The sequence below is a fragment of the Pseudomonas sp. 18173 genome, assembly GCF_050432945.1.
In the GTDB taxonomy this organism is placed as follows: Bacteria; Pseudomonadota; Gammaproteobacteria; order Pseudomonadales; family Pseudomonadaceae; genus Aquipseudomonas.
This window is the reverse complement of the sequence record NZ_JBKFTN010000015.1, coordinates 1-21,182: the sequence shown is the minus strand read 5'-3', so window position 1 is coordinate 21,182 and position 21,182 is coordinate 1. Positions and strand designations below refer to the sequence as shown.

Sequence of the window (21,182 nt, the reverse complement as noted above, 5' to 3'; positions counted from 1 at the left end):
CTGATCCCTGTGGGAGCGGGCTTGCTCGCGAATGCGGACTGACTTTCGACACAATTGTCGAATGTGATGACCTCTTCGCGAGTAAGCCCGCTCCCACAGTGGATTTATGGGGCAAATGGAATTTGTGCCCACATTGGATTCCGGGTGACTGTTTACTAGTCTGAATCACCGGATATGCCCTGATTCAGGGCCGCTTAGGGATATCGACCATGCAATGGATTTTCATGCTGACGGGGCTGGTGCTCGGCTGGATGCTCGACGAGTCATTCAGTGCCGCACTGTTGGGCGCATTACTCGGACTGGGTATCGGCCAGGCCGTTCGAATTGCTCGTATGGACATTCGGGCAGCCGAGCAGCAACGTGCGCTACAAGCGGTCGAGCAACGACTGGCGGTGCTCGAAGCCACGGGCGTCAAGGCGCCGGAAACCCACGAATCGCCTGCATCGCCTGAAACCCTCCTTGATGATGCCCCTGCAGCAACCCCGGAATTGGTCTGGGAGCTGCCGCCCGAACTCGAGCCGATCCCCGCAGCGGCCAGTGAAATCAGTCCCCCGATCGTCGATGCCTGGAGATCCGGGCCGACCGCTCGCCAGGTGCAACCGCCTGTCACACCACGTGGCCCGAACCTTATCGATCGCGCCATCAGCCGCGCACGGGCCTGGCTGTTCGGCGGCAATACCGTGTTGCGGGTCGGCGTGGTGTTGCTGTTCCTCGGCCTGGCCTTTCTGCTGCGCTATGCCACCGAAGGCATGGTGGTGCCGCTTGAATTGCGCTACGCCGGCGTGGGAGCCGCAGCCTTGGGCTTGCTCGGACTGGGCTGGTGGTTGAGGGCCCGCAACAGCAGTTACGCGTTGATCCTGCAAGGCGCGGGGATTGCCGTGTTGTACCTGACGGTGTTTGCCGCAATGCGCCTGCATCCGTTGCTCGACCCTTCGGCGGCGTTCGGCCTGCTGGTGGCGGTGACCGTCTGTTCGGCGATTCTCGCCATTACCCAGGACTCCCTGGGGCTGGCCGCCGCTGCCGCACTGGGCGGATTCGCCGCGCCCATCCTGGCCTCCACCGGTGCCGGCAGCCATGTCGCGCTGTTCAGCTACTTTGTCCTGCTCAACGCCGGCATCCTCGCCATTGCCTGGTTCAAGGCCTGGCGGCCGTTGAATGTCATCGGGTTCACCGGCACCTTCGGCATCGGTTTCGCCTGGGGCCTGCGTTCCTACTCGCCGGAGTTGCTGTGGAGCACCGAGCCGTTCCTGATTGTGTTTTTCCTGATGTACCTGGCCATTGGTCTGCTGTTCGCCCGGCGCAAGCTGATGGAGCTGAGCGATGCCCCGGCAGAGGGCAGTCGCGAAGCGCTGTTGCAGTGGTCGGCGCGCAAGGGGGATTACGTCGACGGCACGTTGCTGTTCGGCCCGCCGCTGGTGGGTTTCGGCTTGCAGTTCGCACTGGTGCAGCATCTGGAATTCGCGGCGGCGTTCAGTGCCCTGGCGCTGGGCATGATCTACATGGGGCTCGCCCGTTGGCTGATGGCCGGGCGCACCCTGTTGCTGGGGGAAACCTGCCTGGCCCTGGGCGTGATCTTCACCAGTCTGGCGATTCCGCTGGGGCTCGATGCGCGCTGGACGACGGCGGCGTGGGCGGTGGAGGGCGCAGGGATCTACTGGCTCGGTCTGCGCCAGCAAAGGCCCCTGGCCCGGGCCTTTGCCTTGCTGCTGCAATTGGCGGCGGCGCTGGCGTTTCTCGGCGAGTTGCACAGCAGCGAGAGCAGCCTGCTCGGCGGTGTTCCGTTAGGCGCGTTGTTGCTGGGCGTCGCGTTGCTGTTCAGCTTCTACCAGTTGCGTAAAGCCTTGCCGGAACAGATCAGGCCTTGGGAACCGAAAGGCCTGCCAGTGCTGGCATGCCTGGGGCTGGCGTTTCTCTATTTGCTGGCACCGTTGTTTTTCTTTAGCCACGGTACGGTGATCAGTTGGGCCTTGGCCGGGGTGCTGACGCTGTTTGCTGGCTTGCGACTGGCATCGCGCACGTTCTTGTACACCGCGCTTGCTGTGCAACTGTTGGGTGGCGCGCTGTTCCTGACGGCAGGACCGCAGTTCAGTGACGACCTGCGCCCCCTGGCCCATGGCGGGTTCTGGGCGCCGCTGGTGCTGGGGCTGGCCGCGATGGTCGGGGCCTGGCGTTTGCAGGTGGGTCATGGGCGTGGAGCGCTGGCGGGGGCGAGCCTGTCGCTGTTGTCCCAGGCGTTGCTGGTGTGGGGCGCAGGCTGGTGGGCGTTGGCCTGGGTCATCGAAGTCCTGCATTTTGCGTCGTTGCCGATGCAGGCGACCTTGTTGTTGAGCATCGCTGCCGTGAGTGTTGCGCTGTGGACGGTGTTGGCGCTGCGCCTGAATTGGCCGTCATTGGGAGTGCTCTGCACGGTGTTGATTCCAGCGGCGGCGCTGGTGCTGCTCGCGGCCTGGCACCCGCGTTATCACCCGGCGGCCAACTTCGGCTGGCTGGCGTGGGCGGCCGTGTTCGTCGTGCATTTCATGTCCCTGCGACGTCTGGCGGCCATGCTGCCGGCGCTTGTGCCAAGCGTCGCCCACGTGCTCGGCTGCTGGCTATTGATGGGGGTGCTGGCTCTGGAGTTGCGTTATGGCTTGCTGGTGTTGTCCGAGCAATACAATGCCTGGCGCTGGCTGGGCTGGGCGATTCTGCCAAGCCTTTATCTGCTGTTGGCGGCGGCACCTCGTGCGTGGCCGTGGCCAGTGTCGACGTATTCGAGGGAATATCGTGTATACGCTGCCGCACCGCTGGCTTTGCTGATGCTCGGCTGGTTCTGGCTGGCGAATGTCGCCAGTGACGGCAACGCCGAGCCACTGCCCTACGTGCCGTTGATCAACCCGCTGGAGCTGGGCCTGTTGTTTGCGTTGTTCGGCGTCTATGTCTGGTCCCGCAGTGCAATGACACAACTGGCGGTCCCCGAGCATTACGCCAGTAACATCACGCAAGGGGTCGCAGGTGCCTCGCTGTTCCTGTTCTTTACCGCCTTGGTCATGCGTACGGCGCACCACTGGAGCGGGGTGCCGTTCGAGCTGGGTCCGTTGCTGGAGTCGATGCGTGTGCAGGCCGGCCTGTCCATCGTCTGGACCTTGATGGCCCTGAGCCTGATGATCGGTGGCCATTTGCGTCGCCGCCGTGAAGTCTGGCTGATCGGTGCTGTCTTGATCGGCGTGGTCGTGGCCAAGCTGTTCTTTGTTGAATTGAGCAATCGCGGCGGGCTGGCGCGAATCGTGTCGTTTATCGGTGTCGGCGTGTTGCTGCTGGTAGTGGGTTATTTTGCCCCGCTGCCGCCAAAACGCGCTGAAGCCGTGCCGGATACCGAGAAACCGGCCCCGGAATCCGAAGGAGTGTCGTCTTGAGTCAGAAGCTGAAGCTGGGATTGCTGGGCATTGTTGCAATGGGTGTGGTGGTGCTGGCGGTTGCTCAGGAAAAAACCGCGGACTTCACCACCCAGGTGCCCTTGGCGGTGGCGGGCGAAGGCCCTTGGTATCGTCTTGAACTGCCCCTGAGCGTACAACTGAATGCACGGCAGGCGGACCTGAGCGATGTGCGCGTGTTCAATGCCGTGGGCGATGTCCAGGCTTATGCCTTGGCCCGGGAGGCGGCGCAGAGCAGCGAAACCCGCACCTTGAACGAGGTGAAATGGTTTCCGTTGTACAGCTCGGTGGACGCCACTGAAACCGCGCCGAGCGTGCGAGTGCAATCGAACACCAATGGCACCTTGATCGAAGTGCAGCCTTCCAGTCAGCTGGAGGCGGGTGAAGAAGAGTTGCGAGGCTGGCTGCTCGATGCGTCCGCGATCAAGGCGCCGTTGCAGCAATTGATTATCGACTGGACCAGCGAGCGCGACGGTTTCCAGCGTTTCACCCTCGAAGCCAGCGACGATTTGCAGCATTGGCAGTCCTGGGGCGAAGGGCAGGTGGCGCGCCTGACCTTTTCCGACGAGCGGGTCGAACAGCATGAAGTCAGCCTGCCGGGCCAGCCGGCGCGCTACTTGCGATTGCTGTGGATCACGCCGCATTCGGCGCCGACGCTGACCTCGGCGCAACTGCAAAGCGCCAGTACCCGCAGCCTGCCGTTGCCGTTGGTCTGGTCCCAGGCGTTGGCCGGCAGCAGTGTGAAGGCAGGTGAATACACCTGGCAGTTGCCAATGGGGCTGAATGTCGAGCGAGTGCAGGTCGAGTTGAGCCAACCCAACAGCCTGGCGCCGGTGAGCTTGTCCGGTCGGCGCGACAGCAGCCTGCCATGGCAGCCGATGAGCAGCGGCCTGCTCTATCGCCTGGCCCAGAACGGTCAGGACGTGGTGCAAAACGAATTGCAGTTGTCAGGGCAAATCGTGCAGCAATTGAAGCTGTCCGTGGACGAGCGCGGTGGCGGCCTGGGTGATCAGGCGCCGACGCTGAAGTTTGCCGTGCGCGCCACGCAACTGGTGTTTCTGGCGCGCGGGCCAGGGCCTTACACGCTGGCGGTGGGGAGTTCGACGGCGAAGGCGGCGAACCTGCCGCTGTCGACGCTGATCCCGGATTACAGCCCGGCGAAGCTCGCGACCCTGGGCCGGGCCATGGTGGATGTCGGGGCGGTGGCATCAAAGCCGTCGACAGGCACCACGACTGCACCGATTGACACCAGCTGGAAGAAATTCGGCTTGTGGGCGGTGTTGTTGCTCTGCGTGGTGTTCCTGGTGGCGATGGCGTTCAGCTTGCTACGCAAGCCTCCTGCCAAATCCTGAAAAAGGCTGGCGCTGCACGCCATTCGCGAGCAAGCCCGCTCCCACACTGGATCTGCTTCGTGGCACAAATGGTGTGTGCACAGCTGGTCAAATGTGGGAGCGGGCTTGCTCGCGAATACGGTCTGCCGGTCACCGAAGATATCGAAATTTGCTACCCATCCGAGCTCAACGCACGAGCCTTTTCCAACTACGCTCATCCCCGCGCATGAACTCTCTTCAGCCGATCACGTCTGATAGGAGGAAATGCGCCTCGACTCGCGTTAAACTGCGCGGGTTTTTAGCCCCCCATTCCACCGGAGCCGTCCATGTCCCGCGTTACCTTGAGTCGCTATTTGATTGAGCAGACCCGCAGCAACAACACTCCTGCCGATCTGCGCTTCCTGATCGAAGTGGTGGCGCGTGCCTGCAAGGAGATCAACCACGCCGTGTCCAAAGGCGCCTTGGGTGGCGTTCTGGGCAGCATGGGCACTGAAAACGTCCAGGGCGAAGTGCAGAAGAAGCTCGACGTGATCTCCAACGAGATCCTGCTCGAAGCCAACGAATGGGGCGGTCACCTGGCCGGCATGGCGTCCGAAGAAATGGACAACGCCTATCAGATCCCGGGCAAATACCCGAAAGGCGCCTACCTGCTGGTATTCGACCCGCTGGACGGTTCGTCGAACATCGACATCAACGCCCCGGTCGGCACCATCTTCTCGGTACTGCGTTGCCCGAACGAATACCTGAGCCAGAACGAGCCCTTGAATGAAAAGGCTTTCCTGCAGCCAGGTACCCAGCAAGTGGCTGCCGGTTACGCGATCTACGGTCCGCAGACCATGCTGATCCTGACCCTGGGCGACGGCGTGAAAGGTTTCACCCTGGACCGTGAAATGGGCAGCTTCGTGTTGACCCACGAAAACATCACCATTCCTGAATCCACCCAGGAATTTGCCATCAACGCGTCCAACCAGCGTCACTGGGAAGCACCGGTGCAACGCTACGTCAGCGAATTGCTGGCAGGCGATGAAGGCCCGCTGAAAAAGAACTACAACATGCGCTGGGTCGCTGCGATGGTCGCCGACGTGCACCGCATCCTGACCCGCGGCGGTCTGTTCATGTACCCACGCGACAGCCGCGAGCCATCCAAACCGGGCAAACTGCGCCTGATGTACGAAGCCAACCCGATGTCGTTCCTGGTGGAACAGGCGGGCGGCGCGTCCACCGACGGTCACCAGCGCATCCTCGACATCCAGCCGGACGGCCTGCACCAGCGTGTTGCGGTGTTCCTCGGTTCGAAAGAAGAAGTTGCCCGCGTCACGGCTTACCACAAGGAATAAACCATGACCGCGCCCTGGCAGCCGTTGCTTGATTGGTGGTTCGGAAACTCCGGATCGGCGAGCGAAGTGGCGGCGCAGAAGGGCAGGTTATGGTTCGGCAAGCGCGACAGCCAGGACCTCGAAGCGCGCGAGCGTTTCGGGGACTGGACCGAGCAGGCACTGGCCGGCGGATTGACCGAGTGGATGCAACGTCCCGAAGGTTGGCTGGCCCTGGTGCTGTTGCTCGATCAAATCCCGCGAATGATCTTTCGCGATACTCCCAAAGCCTTTGCAGGCGACCTCCGGGCGCAGAAGCTGGTAGCCCAAGGCATTGCCGCGGATTTCGACCGGCAATTGCAGCCGATTCAGCGGGTATTCATCTTCCTGGTGTTCGAGCACAGCGAAGACCTCGCGGTGCAGAACGAAGGCGTCTCGCGCTATATCGAATTGGTGGCGCAGCAACCGGAGACTGATCGGGCGCTGTTCAGCGACTATCTGGACTATGCCGAGCGGCATCAGAAGGTGATTGCGCATTTTGGACGCTTTCCGCATCGCAATGCGGTGTTGGGGCGGGAGTCTACGGCTGAGGAATTGGCGTTTCTGTCGAAACCCGGTTCAAGGTTCTAGCTCTTCTTTGCGGCTGATGCCGTCTTCGCGAGCAAGCCCGCTCCCACAAGGGATTCGTGAACGACACAGATCCACTGTGGGAGCGGGCTTGCTCGCGAAGGGGCCCGCAAGAGCGCCCTAGATCCTGAAACTACCTACCAACTGCTTCAACCGTGCCGCCTGCTGCTCAAGATCGGCACACGCGCGCAAGGTCGACTGCAGGTTCTCCACACCTTCCTGGTTCAGCGTGTTGATCTCGGTGATGTCGACGTTGATCGACTCCACCACCGCCGTCTGCTCTTCCGTCGCGGTAGCAACCGACTGGTTCATGCCATCGATCTCACCGATGCGCTGGGTCACGCTGCCCAGGCGTTCGCCGGCCTGGTTGGCGATACCGACGCTGCTTTCGCTCTGACGCTGGCTGTCGGTCATGATGCCCACCGCTGCCCGGGCGCCGACTTGCAGCTCTTCGATCATCGTCTGCACTTGCTGCGCCGAGTCCTGGGTGCGGTGAGCGAGGTTGCGCACCTCATCGGCCACCACGGCAAAACCACGACCGGCTTCACCGGCTCGCGCCGCTTCGATGGCAGCATTCAGTGCCAACAGGTTGGTTTGCTGGGAGATACTGGTAATCACTTCCAGGATCTGCCCGATGTTGACCGTGTTGCTGTTGAGGGTTTCGATGTTGCCGCACGAATCGCTGATCTTGGCCGACAGTTGCTGCATCGCTGCGATGGTCTTGTCCACCACCTGTTGGCCGTCTTCGGCCAGGCTGCGGGCATCGCTGGAATGTTGCGAGGCCAGGGCGGCGTTCTGGGCGATTTCCTGGGCGGCGGCGCCGAGCTGGTTGATCGCGGCGGCGACGCTGCTGGTGCGTGAGGCTTGCTGGTCGGAGTTGAACATCGACGAGTTCGACGCGGCCACTACGCGCAACGCCACCTCGTTGACCTGGCCGGTGGCCGAGGACACTTCGATGATCGAGGCATGAATGCGCTCGACGAAGCGGTTGAACGACAGTCCCAGCGCGCCGAATTCGTCGTGGCCGTGAATGACCAGGCGTTTGGTCAGGTCACCTTCACCTTCGGCGATGTCGTGCATGGCGCGGCCCATGGTCAGCAGCGGCTGCATCAGCAGGCTGATCAGCATGCCCAGCAGGGCGATGATGATCACCACGGCAATCACCATGGCGATGATCGCCGAGGTGCGGAACTCGCTGAGCATCGAGAACGCGGTGTCCTGGTCGAGCACCAGCGCCACATACCAGTCCGCCGATGGCACGCCGTTGACGTGGGTGAAAGAGATGAACTGACGCTTGCCGTCGATCTCGACTTCTTTCATGCCCGGGCTGACTTTGGGGGTGTCGCCCGGATAGGCCTCGGCCAGGCTCTTGAGCACCAGCTTGCTGTCGGGGTGAATCAGGATCTTGCCGTCGGCACTGACGATGAACGCATGACCGTGGCCGCCGAAGTTCAGCGAATTGATGATCGCGCTGACGCTGGACAGGTCGATGTCGGCGCCGGCGACGCCGATCATTTGGCCCTGGTGCTGCACCGGGGTGGCCACGGTGATGACCAGCTTGCCGGAAGACGCGGCAATGTACGGTTCGGTGACGATGGTCTGCTGGGCGCTATTGGCCGCCTTGTACCAGCCACGGGCGCGTGGATCGTAGTCCGCCGCGCGGTTGCCCGCCGGGACCGAGAACATCACGCCGTCGGCGCCACCGAAGTAGCTCAGCTGGAAATTGCCGGTGTAGGCGGGCAGGTCGATGATCCGTTTCAGGCCTGCGGGGGCGTTGCCATCGGCGGTGATCTGCTGGGCCATGGACTGCAGCAATTGCATGCGGCTATCCAGCCAGGTCTGGATGTTGCTGGTGGTCAGGCTGCCGAGTTCCTGCATCGAGGCTTCGGTGCTGTTGCGCAAGGTTTCGCGCTGGCGATAGTCGTTGAACAGGATGAAACAAGCGAATGCGACGGCCACCACGAGGGCGGCAGCCAGCAATATCTTGTGGCTGAACTTCATGTTTCTGGTCATGGATGAGCTACCGCAGAGGATCTGGTCTACAAAAAGGGGGGAGCAAATGCCAGCGACGTGGCTTTGCGTTGCCTGTATGTCGACTGAGCGGCGCCAAAGATTAGGCGGATTTACTGAAAAACGACGAAATACCCGATTGACAGGCAAAGTGGCTGATTTTCGGCAAAAGGTAGACGAGTGGCCCGATAAATAGCCTGCCGGGCACGGAACCTCACAGGGGTTTTCTCTTCTAAGCTTCAGCTTGGCAGCCATGCCAACCCCCTACGCCCCCCGGAGTTTCACCATGTCGTTGCGTTCCATCGCCCTGCTTTCGTTCTGCGTGTTGCTCGCTGCCTGCAGCAAGGTCAATCAGGAAAACTACTCGAAGCTCTCGGCCGGCATGGCCAAGGCCGAAGTGGAAACCCTGTTGGGCAAACCCGCCGATTGTTCAGGCGCGCTCGGCATGTCCAGCTGCACCTGGGGCGACAAGAACAGCTTTATCAGCGTGCAGTTCGCCGGTGACAAAGTGCTGATGTTTTCCGGCCAAGGCCTGAAGTAAACCGGGGCGTTTGCCCACGGGAGAAAAATAATGAAGCAGTTATTGATCATCCTTTTTGCCGGCCTGATGTTGGCCGGCTGTGCCACGCCTGGCCAGGACTCATTGGCCCCCAAGACGGTCAAAAGCGTCAATCTCAAGCGCTACCAGGGCACCTGGTACGAGCTGGCCCGCATGCCGATGTACTTCCAGCGCGACTGCGCGCAATCCGAAGCCCATTACACGCTCAAGCCTGACGGCAACGTTGCCGTGTTGAACCGCTGCCTGACGGCGCAGTGGCAATGGGAAGAGGTCAAGGGCACGGCTTTTCCGCAGGAACCCGGCAAGAACGACAAGCTGTGGGTCGAATTCGATACCTGGTTCTCCAGGCTGATCCCGGGTACGGCGAAGGGCGAATACTGGGTGCTGTACGTCAGCGATGACTACAAGACCGCCATTGTCGGCGATCCAAGCCGCAAGTACTTGTGGCTGTTGTCGCGCACGCCGACCGTGAACGGTGTGGTGCGTGAGGAACTGCTGAGCAAGGCGCGTCAGCAGGGTTACGACACCACGCGGCTGATCTGGCGGGCGTCGGAACAGCAGATGGCCAAGACCTCGGACTAGCAGCATCATTCCCTGTAGGAGCGAGCTTGCTCGCGATGGTGTATCAGGCGCATTGGTGCCGACTGACACTCCATCGCGAGCAAGCTCGCTCCTACAGTATTGTTTCGGTGTCAGCCTAGAAGGTCACGCAGTACCTGGGTGAAGGCGCGGCTGCTTTCTTCCTCATCGGCATGCCGCCCATCCCGCACCACCCACTGGCCGTTCACCAGCACATCGCGCACCTGACGATCGCCACCTGCAAACAGCCAGCGATTGAGAATCCCGTCGCCGTTGGCTGTCGCCAGATACGGATCGTTGCCGTCGAGCACCAGCCAGTCGGCGCGTTTGCCGACTTGCAGTGCGCCAATCGGCTGGCCCAGCGCCTGAGCGCCGCCATCCAGCGCCGCATCGAACAATGTGCGGCCGACCATTGGCTGATCCGCGCCATACAAACGATTACGCCGCTGGTCGCGCAGGCGCTGGCCGTATTCCAGCCAGCGCAACTCTTCCACCACGCTCAGCGACACATGGCTGTCGGAACCGATGCCCATGCGACCGCCCTGGGCGAGGAAATCCACTGCCGGGAAAATCCCGTCCCCCAGGTTGGCTTCGGTGGTCAGGCACAGGCCGGCAATGGCGCGACTCTTGGCCATCGACGTGACTTCTTCCGGGTTGGCGTGGGTCGCGTGGACCAGGCACCAGCGCTGATCGACATCGATGTTTTCGTACAGCCATTGCAGCGGGCGACGACCGCTCCAGGTCAGGCAGTCGTCGACTTCTTTCTGCTGCTCGGCGATATGGATGTGCACCGGGCATTGCTTGTCGCTGGCCGCCAGCACTTCGCTGATCTGCTGCGGCGTGACCGCGCGCAGCGAGTGGAAGCACAGACCCAGGCTTTGCGCCGGTTGCTGCGCCAGGACCGGTTGCAGGCGCGATTGCAGCTTCAGGTAGTTTTCAGTGCTGTTGATAAAACGGCGCTGGCCGTCGTTCGGCGCCTGGCCGCCGAAACCGGAGTGGCTGTAGAGCACCGGCAGCAGGGTCAAGCCGATACCGGCCGAACTGGCAGCCTGGCTGATACGCAGGGCCAGTTCGGCCGGATCGGCATAAGGCTGACCGTTGCTGTCGTGATGCACATAGTGAAATTCTGCCACCGAGGTGTAACCGGCCTTGAGCATTTCGATGTACAGCTGGCGGGCGATGACGCCGAGTTGCTCCGGGCTGATTTTTCCGACGAGGCGATACATCAGGTCGCGCCAGGTCCAGAAACTGTCGTTCGGATTTCCCGCCACTTCCGCCAGCCCGGCCATGGCCCGCTGGAAGGCGTGGGAGTGCAGATTCGGCATGCCCGGCAGCAGCGGGCCGCTCAACCGCTCGGCGCCATCTGCATGGGAATCGGCCTGGATATGGGTCAATACGCCATCGGCGCTGACCTCAAGACGTACATTGTTGGCCCATCCACTAGGCAGCAGCGCGCGTTCGGCAAAGAAGGCGGACATGGTTCAGCACCCCATCGTGTGTTATTTGTATATACATATACAGACGTTTGCCTGCCCGGTAAACTCCGGCAAGCTAGCAATCTCTTTTCAACGAACAAGGATTAACCGTGCCGACTCCGCCTCCAGTTTCTCCGTTGGCCGCGAACATGGGCGACAGTCCGGCGCCCTTGTACGCCCGCGTCAAACAAATGATCACCCAGCAAATCGACAGTGGAAACTGGCCGCCGCACTACCGCGTGCCGTCGGAAAGCGAGCTGGTCAGCCAGCTTGGCTTCAGTCGCATGACCATCAACCGCGCGCTGCGCGAGATGACTGCCGACGGTCTGCTGGTGCGCATGCAAGGCGTCGGCACGTTCGTCGCCGAGCCGAAAAGCCAGTCCGCGCTGTTCGAAGTGCACAACATCGCCGATGAAATCGCCTCTCGCGGTCATCGCCACACCTGCAAGGTCATCACCCTTGAAGAAGAGGCTGCCGGCTCCGAGCGCGCCCTGGCCCTGGACATGCGCGAAGGGCAGAAGGTGTTCCACTCGCTGATCGTGCATTTCGAAAACGATATTCCGGTGCAAATCGAAGACCGTTTCGTCAATGCGCTGGTGGCGCCGGACTATCTCAAGCAGGACTTTACCCTGCAAACGCCATACGCCTATCTCAACCAGGTCGCGCCGCTGACCGAAGGCGAGCACGTGGTCGAGGCGATCCTGGCTGAGCCGTCCGAGTGCAAGTTGCTGCAGATTGAAAAGGGCGAGCCGTGCCTGCTGATCCGTCGCCGCACCTGGTCCGGTCGCCAGCCGGTGACCGCCGCCCGCTTGATCCACCCCGGTTCCCGTCATCGTCTGGAAGGTCGGTTTCACAAATGAGTAGCCTGAAGGTTTTAAGAGCAGTCGATTACCCGCGCATGCCCTGGAAAAACGGCGGCGGCAGCACTGAAGAAATCACCCGCGATGCCGGCACTGGTCTGGACGGGTTTGGCTGGCGCCTGTCGATTGCCGACATCGGCGAGTCGGGCGGATTTTCCACCTTCGCCGGTTACGAGCGGATCATCACCGTGTTACAGGGCGATGGCATGACCTTGTCCGTGGATGGTCAGGTCACGCGGTCGTTGTTACCGCTGGACCCGTTTGCCTTCAGCGGTGAAAGCCAGGTGTCCTGCACCTTGCTGGGTGGGCCGATCCGCGACTTCAACCTGATCTACGCACCACAGCGTTACAGCGCACGGCTGCAATGGCTGAGCGGTGAGCAGCGGTTTTTCAGCGAGGCCGGGACTGTGCTGGTGTTCAGCGTCAGCGATGCGCTTGAGGTGAAGGTCGGTAACAATGCTTCGCAGCTGGGTCGCCATGATTGCCTGCAACTTGTCGGTAACACGGGCCTGCTGGACGTCACCAGCAATGCCGCCTGCTGCGTGATCGAACTGACTGCACGCTGATTTTCCTGCTAATCGGACATCTTGTGGCGAGGGGGTTTACCCCCGTTGGGCTGCGTAGCAGCCCTATTTTTTGGGGCCGTTTCGCGACCCGACGGGGGTAAACCCCCTCGCCACAAAAGCAGTACTCAATTCCGTTTCCCTCCGCGCACCACTTTGTTACCGAACGCCCCAGCGTGGCGCAAAACCACGCTCAAGTAACAACCAGCCCATCCTCCAAAAAATCCCCCCGAAAAAATTCATCTACGCCAAAACCCTTGTTCCAGGCGCTCTGCAGCCCTTTCCGGATTTTTCTTGAATGCGCATCCAACAAGTTGGCCGCTTGATTGCATATGCTTGTATGTACAAGTAAAGACGTATGTGTATGAGTCACGAGGACTCAACCATCGTCCACTGATTCGCCGGTGTGCACTGATGCCCATTGGCTTGCTCGCCCACTGCCTGGGTTGGTTTGGATTGATTGCTGAGGAGTTCTTTTCGTGACTGACAATAAACCTACTAAGTTTCGTGACGTTGAAATCCGTGCTGCCCGCGGTAACAAGCTGACCGCCAAGAGCTGGCTGACTGAAGCGCCGCTGCGCATGCTGATGAACAACCTCGATCCGGAAGTTGCCGAGAACCCTAAGGAACTGGTGGTTTACGGTGGTATCGGTCGTGCGGCACGTAACTGGGAATGCTACGACAAGATCGTTGAAAGCCTGACCAACCTGAACGACGACGAGACCCTGCTGGTGCAATCCGGCAAGCCGGTCGGCGTGTTCAAGACCCACAGCAACGCCCCGCGCGTGCTGATCGCCAACTCCAACCTGGTACCGCACTGGGCGAGCTGGGAACACTTCAACGAACTGGACGCCAAAGGCCTGGCCATGTACGGCCAGATGACCGCCGGCAGCTGGATCTACATCGGCAGCCAGGGCATCGTCCAGGGCACCTACGAAACCTTCGTCGAAGCGGGTCGCCAGCACTACAACGACAACCTGACCGGCAAGTGGGTACTGACCGCTGGCCTGGGTGGCATGGGTGGTGCCCAGCCACTGGCTGCAACCCTGGCCGGCGCTTGCTCGCTGAACATCGAATGCCAGCAGGTCAGCATCGATTTCCGTCTGAAAAGCCGCTATGTCGACGAGCAAGCCAAAGACCTCGACGACGCGCTGGCCCGCATCGCCAAATACACCAAAGAAGGCAAAGCGATTTCCATCGCCCTGCTGGGCAACGCGGCAGAAATCCTGCCGGAACTGGTCCGTCGCGGTGTGCGTCCGGACATGGTCACCGACCAGACCAGCGCCCACGACCCGCTCAACGGCTACCTGCCGGCTGGCTGGACCTGGGAAGAGTACCGCGCTCGTGCCAAGACCGAGCCGGCAGCTGTGATCAAGGCCGCCAAGCAATCGATGGCCGTGCACGTCAAGGCGATGCTGGAATTCCAGAAGCAAGGCATCCCGACCTTCGATTACGGCAACAACATCCGCCAGATGGCGCAAGAAGAAGGCGTGGAAAACGCATTCGACTTCCCTGGCTTCGTACCGGCCTACATCCGTCCTCTGTTCTGCCGCGGTATCGGCCCGTTCCGTTGGGCGGCACTGTCGGGCAACGCTGAAGACATCTACAAGACCGACGCGAAAGTAAAAGAGCTGATCCCGGACGACGCCCACCTGCACAACTGGCTGGACATGGCTCGCGAGCGCATCAGCTTCCAGGGTCTGCCGGCTCGTATCTGCTGGGTTGGCCTGGGCCTGCGTGCCAAGCTGGGCCTGGCGTTCAACGAAATGGTGCGCAGCGGTGAGTTGTCCGCACCAATCGTGATCGGCCGCGACCACCTGGACTCCGGTTCGGTATCGAGCCCGAACCGCGAAACCGAATCGATGCAGGACGGTTCCGATGCCGTGTCCGACTGGCCACTGCTCAACGCCCTGCTCAACACCGCGAGCGGTGCGACCTGGGTGTCCCTGCACCACGGCGGCGGCGTCGGCATGGGCTTCTCCCAGCACTCGGGCATGGTGATTGTCTGCGACGGTACTGACGAAGCGGCCGAGCGTATCGCTCGCGTCCTGCACAACGACCCGGCCACCGGTGTCATGCGTCACGCCGATGCCGGTTACCAGATCGCCATCGACTGCGCCAAGGAACAAGGGCTGAACCTGCCGATGATTACCGGCAAGTAACGCCAAGCCTGTGGCACCGCTTTACCTGTGGGAGCGGGCTTGCTCGCGAAGAGGCCGGCACATTCAACATCTGTGCTGGCTGACACATCGCTTTCGCGAGCAAGCCCGCTCCCACAAAAAAGCAGTTCCACACAAAGCGGTTTCACAGCGAATTCCAATAACAATCCACAGAGGTTGAACCATGGCTGTTAACAGCGAGCGTGCAGGCAGCAAACCGTTGATCGAGAAACGCTCGATCGACTACATCCCGGAAGCGGAAAGACACGGTCGTCTGTTTAGCCAATTCACCCTGTGGATGGGTGCCAACCTGCAAATCACCGCGATTGTCACCGGGGCCCTGGCCGTGGTGCTGGGCGGTGATGTGTTCTGGTCGTTGATCGGTCTGCTGATCGGGCAATTGCTCGGCGGTGGCGTCATGGCGCTGCATGCCGCGCAAGGTCCCAAGCTTGGCCTGCCGCAGATGATCTCCAGTCGTGTGCAGTTCGGCGTCTATGGCGCAGCCATCCCGATCGTGCTGGTCTGTCTGATGTACCTCGGTTTCACCGCGACGGGCACCGTGCTTTCCGGTCAGGCGCTGGGCCAGTTGTTTGGTGTCAGTGACACCGTCGGCATCCTCCTTTTTGCCAGTGTCATCGTGCTGGTCACGGTGCTCGGTTATCGGGTGATCCATTGGATCGGCCGTGTTGCCAGCATCATTGGCGTGATTGCCTTTGTTTACCTGTTCAGCCGTCTGATGAGCCAGGTGGACGTTGGCGCACTGTTGCAAATCCGCCACTTCAGCTGGAGCAGTTTCTTGCTTGCGGTGTCGCTCGCGGCATCCTGGCAGATCGCCTTCGGCCCTTATGTGGCTGACTATTCCCGCTACCTGCCGAGCAAGATTTCCTCGGTGAAAACTTTTTTTGCCGCAGGCGCAGGTTCGGTCATTGGTGCACAGGTGGCGATGGTCCTCGGCGTGTTCGCAGCCGCTTCGGCCAACGGGCAATTCGCCGGCCACGAAGTGGCCTACATCGTGGGTCTGGGCGGTACTGGTGCCACTGCTGCGCTGCTGTACTTCAGCATCGCATTCGGCAAGGTCACCATCTCCACGCTGAACTCCTACGGCAGCTTCATGTGCATCGCCACCATCATCAGCGGTTTCCGTGGTGACCTGAAGGTATCGCGCTTGCAGCGCCTGGTCTTCGTGCTGGTCATCGTCGGTGCTGCGACCCTGATGGCGTTGCTCGGTCAGCACTCGTTCCTCGGCGCGTTCAAGTCCTTCATCCTGTTCCTGCTGGCGTTCTTCACGCCATGGAGCGCGATCAACCTGGTGGACTACTACTGCATCACTCGCGAGCGCTATGACGTACCGGCGCTGGCCGATCCGAACGGTCGCTACGGTCGCTGGAACCTTCTCGGTATCAGCGTCTATGTGTTCGGTGTGCTGGTGCAGCTGCCGTTCATCTCTACCAAGTTCTATACCGGTCCGCTGGTAGCCGCTCTGGGTGATGTGGATATTTCCTGGATCATCGGCCTGGTGATTCCCGCAGCCCTGTATTACCTGTGTGCAAAAAAATGGCACGGCACAGTGCCCGATCAACTGATTCTGCCGGTCGAGCAGGACAGTGTTGTACAACCTAAAACAAGCAAGGCTGGTCGCGCTGCGGCGCAGGCCTGATTGGACGTGGACAGGGCTGGATGCCTCTTGACTGCCGTAAGCCAATTCATGATTAGGAGCGTCACAACAATGAAATCGAACAAGACCCTGCTGACCACATTGCTTTCCATGGGCCTGCTGGCCAGCGCTGGCGCCACTCAGGCGGCGGGTTGGTGCGAATCGGGCAAACCGGTGAAATTCGCCGGCCTGAACTGGGAAAGCGCCATGCTCCTGACCGACGTTCTGCAAGTCGTGCTGGAGAAAGGCTACGACTGCAAGACCGACAGCCTGCCAGGCAACTCCATCACCATGGAAAACGCCCTGAGCAGCAACGACATCCAGGTGTTTGCCGAAGAGTGGGTCGGCCGCAGCGAAGTCTGGAACAAGGCCGAGAAGGCCGGCAAGGTCGTCGGTGTCGGCGCGCCAGTGGTGGGTGCCGTCGAAGGCTGGTACGTACCGCGCTACGTGATCGAAGGCGACGCCAAGCGCAAGCTGGAAGCCAAGGCGCCGGACCTCAAGAACATTGCTGACCTGGGCAAGTACTCGGCGATTTTCAAGGACGCCGAAGAACCCTCCAAGGGCCGTTTCTACAACTGCCCGGCTGGCTGGACCTGTGAGCTGGACAACAGCGAAATGCTGAAAAGCTACGGTCTGGAAAGCACCTACACCAACTTCCGTCCAGGCACCGGCCCGGCGCTGGATGCCGCCGTGCTGTCGAGCTACAAGCGTGGCGAGCCGATCCTGTTCTACTACTGGTCGCCAACCCCGCTGATGGGCCAGGTCGACGTGGTGAAACTCGAAGAGAAACCAGGCGTGGACAAGACCGTGACCATCAAGGTCGGCCTGTCCAAGACCTTCCACGACGAAGCCCCGGAACTGGTGGCCGTGCTGGAAAAGGTCAACCTGCCAATCGACCTGCTGAACCAGAACCTGGGACGCATGACCAAAGAGCGGATCGAGTCGCCAAAACTGGCCAAGATCTTCTTGAAGGAACATCCTGAAGTCTGGCACGCATGGGTGAGCGACGACGCAGCCAAGAAAATCGACGCGGCCTTGTAGGTTGGGCCTCTCCGGCTGCCGGTAGCGGCAGTCGGATGCTTGATCACAACCCCTTGATTGAGAGTCTCTTATGTTTCCCGAAAGCTTTACCTTTTCCATCGCCGACTGGGTCAACAGTTGGGTCGATTCGCTGGTCACCAACTACGGCGACGTGTTCCGGCACATCTCCGACACCCTGTTGTGGGCCATCGTCAATCTTGAAGGGCTACTGCGCGCAGCGCCCTGGTGGCTGATGCTGGCCATCGTGGCGGGCGTGGCCTGGCACGCAACCCGCAAAGTCGTGACCACGGCGGTGATCGTCGGCCTGCTGTTCCTGGTGGGTGCGGTCGGCCTCTGGGACAAGCTGATGCAGACCCTGGCGCTGATGATGGTGGCGACGATCATCTCGGTGTTGATCGGCATTCCGCTGGGCATTCTCTCGGCACGCAGCAATCGCCTGCGTTCGGTGCTGATGCCGTTGCTGGACATCATGCAGACCATGCCGAGCTTCGTGTACCTGATCCCGGTGCTGATGCTGTTTGGCCTGGGCAAGGTTCCGGCGATTTTCGCCACGGTGATCTACGCCGCACCACCGCTGATCCGCCTGACCGACCTGGGCATTCGCCAGGTCGACGGTGAAGTGATGGAAGCGATCAACGCCTTCGGTGCCAACCGCTGGCAGCAACTGTTTGGCGTGCAACTGCCGCTGGCCCTGCCGAGCATCATGGCCGGGATCAACCAGACCACGATGATGGCCCTGTCGATGGTGGTGATCGCCTCGATGATCGGTGCCCGTGGCTTGGGTGAAGACGTGCTGGTGGGGATTCAGACCCTCAACGTCGGACGTGGTCTTGAAGCCGGTCTGGCGATCGTGATTCTGGCTGTAGTGATCGACCGCATTACACAGGCGTACGGTCGCGCACGGCATGAGGTGAGCAAATGAACAACGCAACCGTGAGCAAGATCGAAGTCAAGAACGTCTTCAAGATTTTCGGCAACCGCGCCAAGGACGCGCTGGCCATGGTCGGCCAGGGCAAGACCAAGGACCAGGTGCTGGCCGAAACCGGCTGCGTGGTCGGCGTGAACGACCTGTCGCTGAGCATTGGCAGCGGCGAGATCTTCGTGATCATGGGCCTGTCCGGCTCCGGCAAGTCGACCCTGGTACGCCACTTCAACCGCCTGATCGACCCGACGAGCGGCGCGATCCTGGTGGACGGCGTGGACATCCTGCAATACGACATGGAAGCCCTGCGCGAATTTCGTCGGCGCAAGATCAGCATGGTGTTCCAGAGCTTCGGCCTGTTGCCGCACAAGACTGTGGTGGAGAACGTCGCCTACGGCCTGAAAATCCGTGGCGAAAGCAAAGCCATGTGCGCCGAGCGCGCGCTGCACTGGATCAACACCGTGGGCCTCAAGGGCTACGAAAACAAATACCCGCATCAGCTCTCCGGCGGTATGCGTCAGCGTGTGGGTCTGGCCCGCGCTCTGGCGGCGGACACCGACATCATCCTCATGGACGAAGCGTTCAGCGCCCTCGACCCGCTGATCCGCGCAGAGATGCAGGACCAGTTGCTGGAGCTGCAAAAGACCCTGCACAAGACCATCGTCTTCATCACCCACGACCTCGACGAGGCCGTGCGCATCGGCAACCGCATCGCGATCCTCAAGGACGGCCGCCTGATCCAGGTCGGCACGCCGAGAGAGATCCTGCACTCGCCGGCAGATGAATACGTCGACCGCTTTGTGCAGCGTCGGGCGGCGGTGGTCTGAGAAAGTTGTGGTAGCTGGGCCGGCCCTTTCGCGGGCAAGCCCGCTCCCACAAGGATCTGTGTCGAACACCAGTTTTGAGTACACCAGCAACCACTGTGGGAGCGGGCTTGCCCGCGAAGGCGTCAGTGAAGCTGCATCTATATTCAGGTTTGTACGATGAGGTTGAAGATGTCCCAGGCCGAAAAAATCGTTATCACCGAGGCGCAGGTCACTTGGCGGGATGTGGTCGCCGTGGCGCGTCATGGCGCACAGCTTGAGCTGTCGGCGCCGATCTGGGCGCGCATCGAAAACGCCCAGGCCATCGTCCAGCGCATCGTCACCAGCGGCGAACGTGCCTATGGCATCAACACCGGCCTGGGCGCGCTGTGCAACGTCTCGCTGCAGGACGAACAACTCAGCCAGTTGTCGCGCAATACCTTGCTCAGCCACGCCTGTGGCGTTGGCGCGCCATTGAGCGACGAGCAGACCCGTTCGATCATGTGCGCGGCCATCGTCAACTACAGCCACGGTAAATCCGGCCTGCACCGTCAGGTCGTCGAAGCGCTGCTGGCACTGCTCAACCGTGGTATCACCCCGCAAGTGCCGTCCCAGGGTTCCGTGGGCTACCTGACCCACATGGCGCACATCGGCATCGCGCTGCTGGGTGTTGGCAATGTCAGCTATCGCGGCCAGGTCGTTTCCGCGCAGCAGGCCCTCGCTGAAGAAGGCCTGCAACCGGTTCGCCTCGGCGCCAAGGACGGCTTGTGCCTGGTCAACGGTACGCCCTGCATGACTGGCCTGAGCTGCCTGGCCATTGCCGATGCCTCGCGCCTGCTGGAATGGGCCGACGTGATTGGCGCCATGAGCTTCGAAGCTCAACGCGGTCAGATTGACGCCTTCGACGCCGAGATCATCGCGCTCAAGCCGCACCCGGGCATGCAGCAGGTCGGGATCAATCTGCGGGCCTTGCTCGACGGCAGCGAAGTGATCGCCCAGAGCAAAGGCATTCGCACGCAGGATGCCCTGAGCATCCGTTCGATCCCGCAGGTGCACGGCGCCGCCCGCGACCAACTGGTACACGCGATCAAGCAGATCGAAACCGAACTCAACGGTGCCACCGACAACCCGCTGGTGCTGGGCACCGCGGACAATTACCGCGTGGTGTCCCAGGCCAACCCCCATGGCCAGTCCGTGGCAATGGCGGCGGACCTGCTGGCGATTGCCATGGCGGAAATCGGCTCCATCGCCGAGCGTCGCCTGGACCGCTTGATCAACCCGCACGTCAGTGGTCTGCCGGCCTTCCTGGTGGCCAACCCGGGAGTAAACTCGGGGATGATGATCGTGCAATACGTGGCTGCGTCGCTGTGCGCGGAGAACCGTCAATTGGCGCAACCGGCGGTGCTGGATAACTACGTGACTTCGGGCCTGCAGGAAGATCACCTGAGCCTGGGCACCAACGCCGCGCTGAAGCTGCACCGCGCACTGGAAAACTGCACGCAGATCCTCGCCATCGAGTACCTGCTGGCGGCCCAGGCGTTCGAGTTCCTCAAAGCGCAACGTTTTGGCGCCGGCACCGATGCGGCGTGGCGCCTGCTGCGCGAGCGCGTTCCGGCTTACGACCAGGACCGCTGGCTGGCACCGGACATCGCCGCTGCGGCGGGCGTTTTGAAAGACCCGGCCTTGCTGCACAAAGCCTTGCCGAATTTGCACTGATTTCCACACAACACCAACGTGCCAAGGCGCGGCTCCTCAAAAGGCAGACGCGACGGACAACGGACATCTCCGGAGCGTCTGGTGAGTTAATGACCACTCTCAAAAGGAGCACAAAATGACTGCGCTAAACCTGATCCCCGGCCAACTGAGCCTCGCCCAA

The 21,182-nt window shown here is 61.3% G+C and carries 16 protein-coding genes and 1 pseudogene; 14 read left to right on the top strand and 3 right to left on the bottom strand.

Annotation, left to right across the window (positions count from 1 at the left end; all coding sequences use genetic code 11):
- Positions 1-209: 209 nt before the first annotated feature.
- The 4 genes from ACLD1X_RS17430 (at position 210) to ACLD1X_RS17415 (ending at position 6,684) form a co-directional block, all read left to right on the top strand.
- The gene (locus ACLD1X_RS17430) at positions 210-3,392 is read left to right on the top strand and encodes a DUF2339 domain-containing protein (RefSeq protein WP_429369721.1); all 3,183 of its coding nucleotides are present in this window, start codon (positions 210-212) and stop codon (positions 3,390-3,392) included.
- The gene (locus tag ACLD1X_RS17425) at positions 3,389-4,762 is read left to right on the top strand and encodes a DUF3999 domain-containing protein (protein ID WP_429369719.1); all 1,374 of its coding nucleotides are present in this window, start codon (positions 3,389-3,391) and stop codon (positions 4,760-4,762) included. Before ACLD1X_RS17430 ends, ACLD1X_RS17425 begins: the two co-directional genes overlap by 4 nt.
- A 305-nt stretch (positions 4,763-5,067) precedes the next feature.
- On the top strand, positions 5,068-6,078 hold the full coding sequence (locus ACLD1X_RS17420) for a class 1 fructose-bisphosphatase (protein ID WP_223503431.1): 1,011 nt from the start codon (positions 5,068-5,070) through the stop codon (positions 6,076-6,078).
- A 3-nt stretch (positions 6,079-6,081) separates the two neighbouring features.
- A complete protein-coding gene (locus ACLD1X_RS17415; RefSeq protein ID WP_429369716.1) occupies positions 6,082-6,684 on the top strand; it encodes a DUF924 family protein in 603 nt (200 codons plus the stop codon).
- A 117-nt stretch (positions 6,685-6,801) separates the two neighbouring features.
- Here the strand turns inward: ACLD1X_RS17415 and ACLD1X_RS17410 are convergent, their stop codons facing one another.
- Both ACLD1X_RS17410 and ACLD1X_RS17405 read right to left on the bottom strand, forming a co-directional pair.
- The gene (locus tag ACLD1X_RS17410) at positions 6,802-7,566 is read right to left on the bottom strand and encodes a methyl-accepting chemotaxis protein (protein WP_371318464.1); all 765 of its coding nucleotides are present in this window, start codon (positions 7,564-7,566) and stop codon (positions 6,802-6,804) included.
- 90 nt (positions 7,567-7,656) lie between these two features.
- Positions 7,657-8,682, bottom strand: a pseudogene (locus ACLD1X_RS17405) (HAMP domain-containing protein); the annotation flags it as partial.
- 295 nt (positions 8,683-8,977) lie between these two features.
- Between ACLD1X_RS17405 and ACLD1X_RS17400 the strand changes: the two are divergent.
- Positions 8,978-9,232 carry a hypothetical protein gene (locus ACLD1X_RS17400; protein WP_056725770.1) on the top strand — a complete coding sequence of 85 codons (255 nt, stop codon included), beginning with the start codon at positions 8,978-8,980 and terminating at the stop codon, positions 9,230-9,232.
- Between the two features lie 30 nt (positions 9,233-9,262).
- Positions 9,263-9,832 (top strand): lipocalin family protein, encoded by a 570-nt coding sequence (locus ACLD1X_RS17395; RefSeq protein ID WP_429369714.1) that lies wholly within the window; start codon positions 9,263-9,265, stop codon positions 9,830-9,832.
- A gap of 110 nt (positions 9,833-9,942) precedes the next feature.
- Here ACLD1X_RS17395 and ACLD1X_RS17390 read toward each other — a convergent pair whose 3' ends face one another.
- A complete protein-coding gene (locus tag ACLD1X_RS17390; protein ID WP_429369712.1) occupies positions 9,943-11,307 on the bottom strand; it encodes a formimidoylglutamate deiminase in 1,365 nt (454 codons plus the stop codon).
- A 146-nt stretch (positions 11,308-11,453) separates the two neighbouring features.
- Here ACLD1X_RS17390 and hutC point away from each other — a divergent pair, with 146 nt between their 5' ends.
- The 8 genes from hutC to hutH all read left to right on the top strand — a co-directional run bounded on the left by hutC (position 11,454) and on the right by hutH (position 21,022).
- The gene (gene hutC, locus ACLD1X_RS17385) at positions 11,454-12,164 is read left to right on the top strand and encodes a histidine utilization repressor (RefSeq protein ID WP_162135916.1); all 711 of its coding nucleotides are present in this window, start codon (positions 11,454-11,456) and stop codon (positions 12,162-12,164) included.
- Complete coding sequence (locus tag ACLD1X_RS17380; protein ID WP_429369710.1) at positions 12,161-12,730, top strand: HutD/Ves family protein; 570 nt, start codon at positions 12,161-12,163, stop codon at positions 12,728-12,730. Before hutC ends, ACLD1X_RS17380 begins: the two co-directional genes overlap by 4 nt.
- 476 nt (positions 12,731-13,206) lie before the next feature.
- The gene (gene hutU / locus ACLD1X_RS17375; RefSeq protein WP_008018930.1) at positions 13,207-14,889 is read left to right on the top strand and encodes a urocanate hydratase; all 1,683 of its coding nucleotides are present in this window, start codon (positions 13,207-13,209) and stop codon (positions 14,887-14,889) included.
- 181 nt (positions 14,890-15,070) lie between these two features.
- Positions 15,071-16,543, top strand: coding sequence for a purine-cytosine permease family protein (locus tag ACLD1X_RS17370; protein WP_429369708.1), 1,473 nt, complete (start codon positions 15,071-15,073; stop codon positions 16,541-16,543).
- Positions 16,544-16,612: 69 nt separating this feature from the next.
- Positions 16,613-17,581, top strand: a complete 969-nt coding sequence (locus tag ACLD1X_RS17365; RefSeq protein WP_111286787.1) for an ABC transporter substrate-binding protein — start codon at positions 16,613-16,615, stop codon at positions 17,579-17,581.
- A 70-nt stretch (positions 17,582-17,651) separates the two neighbouring features.
- Entirely contained in the window at positions 17,652-18,503 is an 852-nt protein-coding gene (locus tag ACLD1X_RS17360) for an ABC transporter permease (protein WP_008018927.1), read from the top strand.
- Complete coding sequence (locus ACLD1X_RS17355; protein ID WP_008018926.1) at positions 18,500-19,330, top strand: quaternary amine ABC transporter ATP-binding protein; 831 nt, start codon at positions 18,500-18,502, stop codon at positions 19,328-19,330. The genes ACLD1X_RS17360 and ACLD1X_RS17355 overlap by 4 nt, the downstream gene beginning before the upstream one ends.
- A 168-nt stretch (positions 19,331-19,498) precedes the next feature.
- Positions 19,499-21,022 carry a histidine ammonia-lyase gene (hutH, locus tag ACLD1X_RS17350; RefSeq protein ID WP_429369705.1) on the top strand — a complete coding sequence of 508 codons (1,524 nt, stop codon included), beginning with the start codon at positions 19,499-19,501 and terminating at the stop codon, positions 21,020-21,022.
- Positions 21,023-21,182: the final 160 nt, after the last annotated feature.